Raw genomic sequence first — 12076 nt, forward strand, 5'->3', positions numbered from 1 at the left:
AGATACTAAGTATCTGTTTTGATAAGATTTGTTTTATAAGTAAGGGAGTTAGCAATTTTGCAAAAAGAATTTAATTGTCCGGTAGAAGCAACATTATCTATTATTGGAGGTAAATATAAAGCTATAATTTTATGGCATTTATTGGATGCCACTTTGCGTTTTAGTGAATTAAGAAGGCTTATTCCATCGGCTACCCCCAAAATGCTTACCCAACAACTGCGTGATCTTGAACACGAAGGTATTATTTCAAGAAAAGTTTATCCAGTAGTTCCCCCAAAAACAGAATATACAATCACCAGTTATGGTGAGAGTATGCGTGGAATACTAGTCGAAATGTGTTCTTGGGGTAAAGAGTATATGTCCAATAATGATTCAGATGAAAGCGATAACAAAGAGACAGTATAATTAATTTTCAGTTATATAAAAATGGCACCGTTGTTTACTTTTTAGTAGCACTGAGTAGTTGGGCTTCCAGGGGTTGAGGTAAAAGAACGATTAGTTATTATTGATTATCCTGAATTGAAGGATACTATGTTTTGTAAGAAACTTTCAGGTCTGTTGAACAGCCCGGTGATCATTGAAAATAATATCAATGCTGCTTTTTCATTGCTAGGAAAACAGAACGTTATGCCGCTTAATATGGCTGTATCAGCAGTAAGTACATTGGGGTATCTGGGGATTCTTATGGGACCAGCAATTATTGGATTTATTGCACATAAGACAAGCCTGTATACATCGTTTGGTCTGCTGGCGGGGCTGGTAGTATTGCAGATGTGTGTTGCAACATATATATATAGAAAAGTATTATGAGTATTATTTTGGATATATATGAAATGCCTCTAGTCCTTGTAGTTACAATAAAGGATTAGCGGCATTTTTCTATACATTATTTGATTGGATGTTTATAATTATCTTACCCATTTGCCTTGGACCCAATGATTATTTAGGTCCATATGTCCATCGACTCTGTGCCTAGGGTGGGAGGGTGGATTACTCTCGGTGGGTGGTAGGGGTGTTTCCTGGGCATAACTTTGAGTAGATTGTTGATTGTTTATAAAGGGATGTGCTGATACAATTGTACTTCCCAGTATACCAACTGCTGCAAATATTGATAAAGCGAATGCTGAGATTCTTTTTTTCTTTGAAATAAACATATGATTTCATCTCCATTCAATTATTAAGTGGTTTTAACGTATTTCACAAGTTCTTCGCGCCAAAGAGCATAGCCCTTATCGTTAAGATGTAAGCCATCAATTGTTTCAGAGGCAGGTAAGCGTCCGTCTGATCCTGTAAATGGTGCAGTAATATCAAGGTAAGGATAGTTATATTTTGCGGCTAATTTTTTTATACCAATATTTAATAATTTGATGTTTTTATTGGTTCTTAAGTAAACTGATGGGAAAATTGTATCGTTAAAGGGCAGGACACTTTCAACATAAATTTTAGTGTGCGGCAAATGTTTATGTAATAAAAATAAAATCCGATCATAGTTTTCCAAGGTATCATTTATGGAGCGGTTATAGCAAAGATCATTAGTGCCGATCATTAAAAATATTTTGGGTGGATTAAGTTCAATAACTTGGTCTAACCGCTGCAGGACACCTAAGGTTGTATCTCCACCAATGCCGCGATTAACAACACTTTGCTGTGGAAATAATTTTGACCAATCACCCTCATCGGTCATGCTGTCACCCAAAAAAACGATAGGGGAGGCTGCGCGTGGTTCCAGCATAAAATACAATCTACGCAGGCGATAGTGCAGACTTAAATAAGCTGGCGTATCTGGCCCCCTGCCAATATCGTTTACATATGAATTGAATTTTTTCTGTGTTTTTTTCCAGTTATTATGCATTGAAAAAATAGATGCTAATGCCAGTAGAAAAATTATAAATAAATACATTTTATTTTTTGAAAAGTTTTTTTCCATGGAGATACTCCTTTTATAATATATTTTAAAAGTGAATATTTATTCTTATAGCAATATTATTTCTTTAAATGAAAAGGTACGGTGGTTACAATAACATTTCGTTTTAAAATTAATAAAGTCATAAGAATAATTCCTGTTTGATTGTGAAGTAAACGATGCCACCATTTATAGGTTTTAAATTCCGGGATTAGTACAGTTATATAATTGTTATCACCTTCTTCTTTTATGAGATTATCAATATAATCAATTAAGGGGGTAATAACTAGTCGGTAGGGAGACTGTATTGTAATAAGTGGTACGCCGGGGTTCCAGACCTGCCATTTATCAGATACTTTTTGTCCTATTTCTTCGTTAATGGCAATATGGATGGCACGAACATCATTGCTAATGGATTTTGCATAGCTTAATGTATGGGCAATTATATTGGTAGGACTTGATATCGGAACTAAAACAATATGTTTTTTGCCAATTATAGTTGAGTCAATATCAGGCTGCATTTTCTCTAATGGTAAATGCAGTTGTTCAGCCATATCATTATAGTGTTCTTTAATCTTTTTGAAAATAAAAATCATAAAAGGAATAAATAAAAGAATGATCCAAGCGCCATAAGCAAATTTACTTATGGCAATAACTAAAACTACAATGCTGGTGATGATAGCCCCGAAGGTATTAATGCCAGTGCGCAAAATCCATAACGGTCCTTTAACTGTGCGCCAATGATGAACCATACTAACTTGGGCAATGGTAAAGGAGATGAAAACACCAATGGCATAAAGTGATATTAAATGTTCCGTGTTTCCCTGGTAAAAGAAAATTAACAATCCAGCAGCAATGCTTAAAAGAATGATTCCGTTAGAGAAACTGAGTCGTTCACCGCGCTGGCTTAAATAGCGGGGCAGATAACCGTCACTGGCAAGAATAGACATAAGCTGTGGTAAACCATTGAAAGATGTATTGGCGGCCAGATAAAGGATTAACATTGTGGTAAATTGGATATAGTAGTAAAAAAAGCCGTGACCAAAAATTTTTTCAGCTATATAGGAAAGAGCTGTATTATTTTCTAGGGGAAGTACATGGAAATGCATGATCAAAAAAGTTATGCCAACAAGCATAAATCCCAAGAGACCAGACATCCAAAGTGCTGTTGTTGATGCGTTTTTTACAGAGGGCTCTTTAAACATTGGGATACCGTTTGATATTGCTTCAATACCAGTCATGGAGCTGCAGCCATTGGCAAAGGAGCGTAATAAAAGAAAAACTATTGTCCAGTTAAATTGATGTTCCAATGATTCAGGTGGGACTATGGGTGCTGGCTGGGTAAAAGCATTTACTGTTCCAACAATGATAAGTGTTATTATCCCAACAACAAAAGCATATGTTGGGTAAACAAAAGTATTTGATGCTTCACGAATGCCACGTAGGTTTATTATCATTAAAATAATAAACAATACAAAAATATCAATGTTAACCTCATAAGGCAGCAATGCAGGAACTGCTGCAACAATAGCAGTTGTACCAGCTGAAACACTAACGGCAACGGTCAGGGTATAATCGGCAATAAGTGCTGCGGCAGCGACTAAAGAAGGCATTTCACCCAAATTGTTTTTGGCAACAGCATATGATCCGCCGCCACCAGGATTTGCTCGGCCAATTTGAATATAAGATACAGTAACGATCCCTAATAAAAGTAAAATTACTGCAGCAATATAGCTTATATAGCCATAGGTAAACATGCCTGGTATCGCTAAAATAAGCATAATTTGCTCTGGACCATAGGCAACTGATGATAAGGCATCTGAGGAAAAAATTGCCAGTGCTTTACACTTAGATAGCTTTTCGTTGGAGATTTCCTGATTTTGCAACGGACGACCTATCAATAAGCGTTTTAAAAAAGATATCATAACAATAAAAACCTCCGTTTTTATCACTCGTTGATTCTTTTTGCTAAATTTGGACACAAAAAAAGACCATGAGGTCTTCCCTCTTATTTTAGCCGGCGAAGTTAGCTGACGGGTAGAATGATAAGAAACATTCCTTCCAAAATGGAATTAACCCCAGGAAAATGGTTCCTCCGCTTCTTGAATCAAGAATTAAGCTGTTAATTAAATTTGAATAAGATTATTATACACTTTTATTATCAAAAGTAAAGGATATTTATTGCTTGCTTTATTGATGAACGAAATATGTGTGTAATTAAAGAAAATGAATTTATTATGGATATAGAATACAGTATGATATTATAAATATATTTAAAAAAAATATATTTATAGCAAGATTTATATAGTAAATAAAACAATATTGTATTATTATAGAAGAAATCAAGTCATAGATAAACATCTATAAGAAGGGATTCTTTAAAATTATGATGCAATGTTTTATAAAACTTGAAAAAACAAATGACTTAGAAAAAAAGGATATACCCAAATTACTTTCGGCTAGTAAAATAGATTCGCAATATAGTATTTATCCTAGAGCTTTACATAAACATGAAGATGTTGTGGAAGTTTTGCTGGTAAGAAGTGGCAGTGGAGTATATATCATTGATGGAAAGCGGTATATTATTCAACAAGGTGATATGATTATCTGCAATAGTAATATATTGCATGATGAAGATGCCAAGATGAGTGAAAATTTAAATATATATGGATGTGCTCTGACTAATATTACAATAGCTGCTTGTCAGAAAAATTGTTTAATAGATTATAATATTCGTCCAATAATACACACGGATAAATATTTTCTTACACTAAAAAAGATAATGGGAACGATATATTCATTATTATCTTCAGGATTAAAAAATAATGAAAATATATGTTTGCAAATAACCGAGACATTTTTATCATTAGTCACGAAGATTATAGATAAAAATAAAATGCCGGATATATACAAAAAAACTACATGTTCTGAAAAATTGGCGTTAGACATAAAACAATATATTGACTTGCATTATAATGAGGAAATTACTCTGGCTTTATTAGGAAAAGAACTTCATGTTAGTGCTTATTATTTAGCACATGTTTTCAAAAATGAACTGGGATATTCTCCTATACAATATATTACCCGCAGAAGAATAGGTGAAGCACAAAGTCTGCTAATTGCTACACAGTATTCAATTACTTATATTGCTGATATTGTTGGATATGGCAATCCAAATCATTTTAATATTTTATTTAATAAATATGTAGGTATGTCTCCAGGAAAATACAGAAAATTGTATATCCAACTTTGAACATAGCTTATAATGATCCTTCCCCCTGTCATTTTAATAATGATGGGGTTTTTTTTAGGAAAATTATTGGTTCTAAGTTATAAATTTTATAAAATGATAATTAATTACAAGGATTATGTTGTAATAGATAGAAATAATTTAATCAAGGGGGTGATGTATATGGAACATTTAGGGCTTGACCATAAAATTGATGATAAAACGGTCAATCAATATTTAAACACATATGGTTCATTTGAACATTATGTATTTATTAATGAAAGTTTAGCAGTCCTATTGGAATCACCGATAGAAAGCGGTAATGTAAAAACATATTCTGTGGAAAATGGTAAAGCTGTAGAAGTAGGAAAAGTACATGTACATTTATGAAACAGCCCGAAATTAATTAAAGCCTTAGCAAAATTAATGCTAAGGCTTTAACTAATTTCGGGCAAATGAAAATAGTAGTAGTAAGATATTATATAATGCGGTATATCAAGCCGATTATTTTACTAATCATATTCAGCCATAAAAGAATGCTTAAAACGATAAGTGTATAGCCAATAATTTTTTGAATTAGTGGTAAATATCTATATAGCCAGCGCATTTTGGGCAGGAATTTTCGTAGAATAGTAGTGATTAAAAAAAATGGGATAGAAAAGCCCATTGAATAGATTAATAAAAATAATACACCTGTTTCCATCGTTGCAGTTCGTCCCGCATAAACAAGAATAGTTGCAAGTATAGGACTAATACAAGGGGTCCAGCCAGTGGTAAAAGCTATGCCAAGCAAAAAAGAACCCAGCGGACCGCGAAATTTATGTCCTAGAAATGGTCTGAATTCCCGTCCTAATAAGGAGGTGCTTAAAATACCAGTGAGGGCTAAACCCATAAAAAATATTATTATAGCACCAGCTTTGCGGAATTCATTTTGATAATTTAAGAAGTATTGACCAAGAAAAGATGCTGTTGCGCCCATTAGTAAAAAAATAAGAGTAAAACCGCATAAAAAACAAATACTGTTGATATAAATATTCCAGGGATTTTTCTTTTGGCCATCTACAGATTCAGCCAGCATCAAGGAATAGATGGGCAGCATTGGTAATACGCAAGGGGAAAAAAATGATAATATGCCTGCAAAAAAAATACTGATTGCCGTAATATTATCTACTGCCATTATTTAACGCCAGCTTTATGGATAAGGGATTCAAGTTCGTTGAAACTAGTGCCGCCTGTAATACGTTCAATAATCGTTCCTTCTGTATCAATTACGATAGTAGTAGGAATACCTGTTATATTAAAAATTTGTGAGATATTGCCAGTTAAATCAGTATAAGTAGGGTAGGTATAGCCATTGTCTTTGAAAAATTGATTTATTGTTTCAGGTGATTCCTGTACATCAATAGCAACAAATTTGACTTTATTACCATATTTTTTATAGAATTGCTCTAATTCAGGCATTTCCTCTTGGCAGGGTGGACACCATGTTGCCCAAAAATTAAGGACAAGAACCTTTTTCTCTTTAGCAGCATTGAGCATAACATCATTGCCATTCATATCCTTTACGGTGATTATTGGGGCAGTCATTCCAGGGGTTACGCCTTCTTTGTTTTCTTTGTGTACATGATTATTGGATACAAAGAAATAAGCGCCAATTAATATAATTACGGATAATCCTAAAATAATTTTACGTGATTTCATGTTAATGTGTATTCTCCTTGATTAGCAATATTAAGCGATTTATTTTACCATGGATAATTGTTGGATGTAAAGAAAAATAATTATCATAATAATAATAGTTATGCTATTATTATTATCTGATTGACAAATAAATTATGGTTAATATATAATTACTGAGCAATTAAAAAATTTGTTTTATTAAATCTAAAAAGAAGGGATGAAAGTACATTGAAACGCTTTTTAAAATTGGGTGGTCTTTTTCTTTTAGTTTTTTTATTAAATTTTGACTAACAGATGTTAAGGCGTAACTGGCATAATACGCATTACTTTGGGAGCAGTACCGGCAGGCGTTGCTATAATGTGAATTTTGACTATTTGTTCAGCAGCATTGTCGTTTGAAGCAGTAGGTTTAGCTATTGCAATATAGATATAGTTCATACCGTTAATAACTTGTTTGGCAACGGCAATTGGTTTATAAGTATAACCATTGTTGATGTCTTTTAGTGATTCCTTAAAAATACTGATGGATTCGGCAGAAATAGGATATTCTACCTGCCAGTTGCCGGCCATGTTGATATTATCCGCATCCCAGTAACCGCGCATCATAGGCATATTGTATGGTCCCCAGCCGCCACCGTTCATATAGGCTGAATGATGGTTATAAAAATTATTAGGGGTTTGTTCGGTAGAAGCAGCAGATACTGTTGCCGTTAGACAGGATATTCCTAGAATGGCAGCTAATGCCAGCTTACATAAAGATGTGGGGCATAGTAATTTTTTGAACCAATTCATGTTAATACCTTCTTTCGTTAATATAAAATATCCACTAAAGATATAAATTATACAGAAAAAAAGAATATCCTTTTTTATGGCAAAAGAATCTTATTAGATAATAAGACATAAAAATATCATAAATATGTCACAAATATATATAATCAATGTGGTATTCTAGATGCAGATGGTAAATATTTTGTAAATGGAGAGTACATTACATGATAAAATCAAAAAAGAAAAAAATTACAGCTTTTGTCTTAGCAGGTTTTATGGCAATTGGTTTGTTTGGAGCTACAATCGCATCAGCTAATCCACATGATGAACCAGCACCTCCACCACCGCATCATGAACAAAGACCACACCAACATTGGGTTAATGGACATAATGACCACGGTCATTGGATTGATGGACATTGGGAACGTGACCGTTAATTTTAGATAATAATGTAAATAGTGCTGCCGGATAAATGGCAGCACTATTTTGTTTTTTGTATATAGTAAATCGGTTTGTTTTTATGCAGAATATTATTATTGGATATTAAAATAGTCTATAAAATTTTTGGCTAAAAGCGACAGATAGCGATTTTTCATCCAAATTAGGGTTATTCTCGTTGAAAGTTTTTCTTCTTTGATTATTTTTACATGCAGATTATTATGCGCCGCCAGCGTTATCGCTGAATAGGGAACAATAGCAATACCGTGTCCGGCATTAGCCCATAAAATAGTAGTCCTGGCATCATCGTTTTTACAATATACCGTTGGTTTAAAACTGTACGATTCACATACTTCATATATAAGCTTATTAAACCGTCGGTAAATAATAAGTGGACGGTTTTTTAGTTCATCAACAGTGATCTCTTTTTTAGCAACATCCCAATCATAGGTAGCAGTCATTGCTGCTACCATGGGTTCCTGCTTAGCATAACTGCAATTAAACCGTTTGTTGTTGAAGGGGGTACGCACAATTCCTACTTCAATAATTCCTTTTGTTAATAAATCTATAAGAGCATAGGTGTTTCCTTCGTGAATTTCAAAATTTATATCGCTGTATTCTTTGTGAAATTTTTCAATGCCTTTATTTAAAAGGATATTACCAGATGAAGAAACGGTTCCTATGGTTAATGTACCTTTGCAGCCGCGTTTAAAATCATCTATTTCTTTTACGGTGGAATCAGATAATTCTAATATTTGCCGTGCCCTGTTAGCTAGAATTTTACCGGCATCAGTAACTTGAATTTGCCTAGGACCGCGTTCAAATAAAGTTATACCAAGTTCGTTTTCCAGTAACTTCATTTGCTGGCTTAAAGGCGGCTGCGCCATTTTTAATTTTTTCGCAGCTGCTGTAATTTGTCCTTCTTCGGTTATTGTTAAAAAGTATTTTAATTGTCTTATATCCATATATATTCTCCTATACTTTTTTCATATACATAATAGATAAATAAAATATTTTTCATATGTATATATACATGTTATAATCACACAGTACAAAATTGTTGGTTTAATTTAGTAGTGATTATAATATGGATAATTTCTTATATGAAAGGTATGATTATTTTGTTTAAGCTAGTGTTCTTTTTAAAAGACTATAAAAAAGAATGTCTGCTCGGTCCGATTTTTAAATTATTTGAAGCGATACTGGAGCTATTGCTGCCAACTATGATGGTTTATGTTATAAACAATGGTATTGCTAAGCATGATCTTTCGTATATTCTGCAGCGAGGCGGCTATATGCTTATTATGGCTGTTATGGGTTTTTCTTGTGCACTTATCTGTCAATATTTTGCAGCCCAGGCGTCACAGGGATTTGGGACAGCATTACGCAATGAGGTTTTTAAACATATTCAATCATTGTCGCACAAGGAATTGGATAAATTTGGAACCGCGTCATTAACAAATAGATTGACTAATGATATAAATCAACTGCAATTGGCGGTTGCTATGATGATTCGCCTAGTTGTACGCACCCCGTTTATTTGTATTGGGGCGATAGCGATGTCCATGATACTTGATTTTAAATTATCTTTAATATTATTAAGTGCTGCGCCAATTTTTGCCATAATATTATATTTTATCATTAAGCGTTCTTCTAAACTTTATAGGACTTATCAAAATAAGCTCGATAAAATAGGCTCGGTGTTAAGGGAGAATTTGGCAGGCATACGTGTAATCCGTGCTTTTTCCAACAGCAAAAAAGAAAAGAAACGTTTTTATACTGCTAATGACGATTTGACTAGTACATCACTAAAAATTGGACATGTGTCCGCATTGCTTAATCCGTTAACAAGCTTTGTTATGAATACCGTAATTATATTGATTCTTTGGCAGGGAAGCTTCCATATAAATAAAGGCATTCTTGGCAAAGGTGAAATAATTGCTTTTTCTAATTATATAACACAAATTTTATTGGCACTTATTGTTATTTCTAATTTAGTTATAATTTTTACCAAAGCATATGCTTCGGCTGTACGTGTTACAGAAGTTTTATCGACAGAATCCTCTTTGCCAATTTCAATGACAGAAAATATGGCAACGGCATTAAATAAAGAAACTGCTAATATTATTGAGATGAAAAATGTATCATTTCGTTATAACTCTAGCAGTGATATGGCAATAGCCAATATTAATTTAAATATAAAACCAGGTGAGACGGTGGGAATTATTGGCAGCACTGGTTCAGGTAAATCCACCTTTGTTAATTTACTGCCGCGATTTTATGACAGCACAGAAGGATCTATACTGGTGGCTGGGCTTGATATCAAAGAATGGTCAATTAAATCTTTGCGTAAAAAGTTTGGTATAGTTCCGCAAAAGGCGCTGTTATTTACAGGCACTATAGAAGAAAATTTACGCTGGGGCAATGCGGCAGCGACACAAAAAGAAATAGTAGCTGCCTGCAAAGCTGCTCAGGCAGATAATTTTATTGATGAACTGCCGGCAGGCTATAAAACTATGGTTGAGCGGGGTGGATTGAATTTTTCCGGCGGACAAAAACAGCGATTGACCATAGCACGTGCGCTTATAACTAATCCGGACATATTGATTTTAGATGATTCTACCAGTGCACTTGATTTTGCAACAGATGCTGCTGTACGAAATTCAATAAAAAAATATTATAAGGAAACCACTACCATTATAGTATCCCAGCGTGCCAGCTCGATAAAATATGCTGATAAAATTTTAGTATTTAACGACGGTGAGATGGTTGGCTATGATACACATCTTAATTTAATGGATAAGTGCCCTGTGTATAAGGAAATTTGCTTATCACAGCTTTCTTCTGAGGAGGCATATGCATGAAAGAGACTTCTGTTTTAAATCGCTGTATAAAATATTTAACAATACATTATAAATATTTAGTTATATCAATAATTTCAGCAGTAATCAGTGTAATTACAAGTTTATTAGGTCCATTATATATTGGACATAGTGTAAATGCAATGATTGGCATTAATCATGTGGATTTTTATACAGTTTTTAATATATTAAAATTATTATCGATTATTTATATTTTAAACAGCTTTTTTAATTGGACTTTGACATATTGTACGAATGAAATATCCTATAGAACAGCAAATATGCTGCGCCATCAATTATTTAGCAAGATTCATAAATTAGCAATAAAATTTTATGATCATAATTCGCATGGTGATATTGTAAGTCGATTTGTTAATGATGTTGATACAATTTCTGATGGGATGGTTCAGGGAATTGCCAATTTATTGACAGGGATTATTACCATTATTGGCGCTATTGCTTTTATGCTTTATATAAACAAGATAATGACGGTTATTGTTATAGCATCTGCTATTTGCACATATTTTATGGCACGTTTTATTACTAGAAAGACACAAAATTTATTTAAGGCGCAGGCTACATATTTAGGATTAGTAAATGGCTACGCCGAAGAAGCTATTGCCGGACAAAATATTATAAAAGCATTTACTTATGAAGATAAATCATTTGATAAATTCAATGATCTTAATCAAAAGTTATACCAAAAAGGATTTCGTGCCCAATTTTTTGGTTCGTTAACTAATCCATCAACACGGCTGGTTAATAATATAACTTATACTCTAGTAGGAATATCAGGCAGTGTACTGGTTATAACCGGACAAATAACAGTTGGTGATATTGCCAGTTTTTTAATTTATTCCAGTCTTTTTGGCAAACCATTCAATGATATTACAAGTGTTTTTACACAGCTGCAAAGCGCTGCGGCATCGGCTAAACGTATTTTCTATATTCTTGACCTAGTGGAGGAAGAAGACAATACTGCTATAGGTCAAAAACAGCATTATAATGGGCAGATAAAGTTTGAAAATGTTTATTTTTCTTATGATAAAGAAAAACCATTGATTAAATGGGAGCCGCACACTCGTGACTTTAGTCGTGAGTTAGGCGACCAAACTAGTTAGTATGTATAGAAATATGCATATAGAGATTGGCAAAAGACCAATCCAATACTGCTTGAAATGCTGGAAACTCCTAAAG

General features: G+C 33.5%; 13 protein-coding genes and 1 riboswitch. Of the genes, 7 read left to right on the forward strand and 6 right to left on the reverse strand.

Annotated elements, in window-relative coordinates:
* The first annotated feature begins 57 nt into the window (after positions 1 to 57).
* Complete coding sequence (locus HNR32_RS11170; RefSeq protein WP_183862680.1) at positions 58 to 405, forward strand: winged helix-turn-helix transcriptional regulator; 348 nt, start codon at positions 58 to 60, stop codon at positions 403 to 405.
* A 126-nt stretch (positions 406 to 531) separates the two neighbouring features.
* Complete coding sequence (locus tag HNR32_RS11175) at positions 532 to 810, forward strand: hypothetical protein (RefSeq protein WP_311636855.1); 279 nt, start codon at positions 532 to 534, stop codon at positions 808 to 810.
* Positions 811 to 1177: 367 nt separating this feature from the next.
* On the opposite strand, the gene HNR32_RS11180 is transcribed toward HNR32_RS11175, so the two are convergent.
* Positions 1178 to 1927, reverse strand: coding sequence for a GDSL-type esterase/lipase family protein (locus tag HNR32_RS11180; RefSeq protein WP_183862682.1), 750 nt, complete (start codon positions 1925 to 1927; stop codon positions 1178 to 1180).
* A gap of 56 nt (positions 1928 to 1983) precedes the next feature.
* Positions 1984 to 3828 carry an APC family permease gene (locus tag HNR32_RS11185; protein ID WP_183862684.1) on the reverse strand — a complete coding sequence of 615 codons (1845 nt, stop codon included), beginning with the start codon at positions 3826 to 3828 and terminating at the stop codon, positions 1984 to 1986.
* 75 nt (positions 3829 to 3903) lie between these two features.
* Positions 3904 to 4034: riboswitch (cyclic di-AMP (ydaO/yuaA leader) on the reverse strand.
* A gap of 255 nt (positions 4035 to 4289) precedes the next feature.
* On the opposite strand from HNR32_RS11185, the gene HNR32_RS11190 reads away from it, so the two are divergent.
* Positions 4290 to 5156, forward strand: coding sequence for an AraC family transcriptional regulator (locus HNR32_RS11190; protein ID WP_183862686.1), 867 nt, complete (start codon positions 4290 to 4292; stop codon positions 5154 to 5156).
* A 159-nt stretch (positions 5157 to 5315) separates the two neighbouring features.
* Positions 5316 to 5522, forward strand: a complete 207-nt coding sequence (locus HNR32_RS11195) for a hypothetical protein (RefSeq protein WP_183862688.1) — start codon at positions 5316 to 5318, stop codon at positions 5520 to 5522.
* A gap of 88 nt (positions 5523 to 5610) precedes the next feature.
* On the opposite strand, the gene HNR32_RS11200 is transcribed toward HNR32_RS11195, so the two are convergent.
* From HNR32_RS11200 to HNR32_RS11210, 3 genes are all read right to left on the reverse strand, one after another.
* Positions 5611 to 6309: a cytochrome c biogenesis CcdA family protein gene (locus HNR32_RS11200; RefSeq protein ID WP_183862690.1), complete on the reverse strand. Its 699-nt coding sequence runs from the start codon at positions 6307 to 6309 to the stop codon at positions 5611 to 5613.
* Positions 6309 to 6833, reverse strand: a complete 525-nt coding sequence (locus tag HNR32_RS11205) for a TlpA family protein disulfide reductase (protein ID WP_183862692.1) — start codon at positions 6831 to 6833, stop codon at positions 6309 to 6311. Before HNR32_RS11205 ends, HNR32_RS11200 begins: the two co-directional genes overlap by 1 nt.
* 276 nt (positions 6834 to 7109) lie before the next feature.
* Positions 7110 to 7604 carry a hypothetical protein gene (locus HNR32_RS11210; RefSeq protein WP_183862694.1) on the reverse strand — a complete coding sequence of 165 codons (495 nt, stop codon included), beginning with the start codon at positions 7602 to 7604 and terminating at the stop codon, positions 7110 to 7112.
* A gap of 200 nt (positions 7605 to 7804) precedes the next feature.
* Between HNR32_RS11210 and HNR32_RS11215 the strand changes: the two genes are divergently transcribed.
* Positions 7805 to 8017, forward strand: coding sequence for a hypothetical protein (locus HNR32_RS11215; RefSeq protein WP_183862696.1), 213 nt, complete (start codon positions 7805 to 7807; stop codon positions 8015 to 8017).
* A 96-nt stretch (positions 8018 to 8113) separates the two neighbouring features.
* Here the strand turns inward: HNR32_RS11215 and HNR32_RS11220 are convergent, their stop codons facing one another.
* Positions 8114 to 8983 (reverse strand): LysR family transcriptional regulator, encoded by an 870-nt coding sequence (locus HNR32_RS11220; RefSeq protein WP_183862698.1) that lies wholly within the window; start codon positions 8981 to 8983, stop codon positions 8114 to 8116.
* 138 nt (positions 8984 to 9121) lie between these two features.
* Here HNR32_RS11220 and HNR32_RS11225 point away from each other — a divergent pair, with 138 nt between their 5' ends.
* Both HNR32_RS11225 and HNR32_RS11230 read left to right on the forward strand, forming a co-directional pair.
* Positions 9122 to 10882 (forward strand): ABC transporter ATP-binding protein, encoded by a 1761-nt coding sequence (locus HNR32_RS11225; RefSeq protein ID WP_231038059.1) that lies wholly within the window; start codon positions 9122 to 9124, stop codon positions 10880 to 10882.
* Positions 10879 to 12000, forward strand: a complete 1122-nt coding sequence (locus HNR32_RS11230; RefSeq protein WP_183862700.1) for an ABC transporter permease — start codon at positions 10879 to 10881, stop codon at positions 11998 to 12000. The genes HNR32_RS11225 and HNR32_RS11230 overlap by 4 nt, the downstream gene beginning before the upstream one ends.
* Positions 12001 to 12076: the final 76 nt, after the last annotated feature.

Source organism: Pectinatus brassicae (assembly GCF_014201835.1).
In the GTDB taxonomy this organism is placed as follows: domain Bacteria; phylum Bacillota; class Negativicutes; order Selenomonadales; family Selenomonadaceae; genus Pectinatus; species Pectinatus brassicae.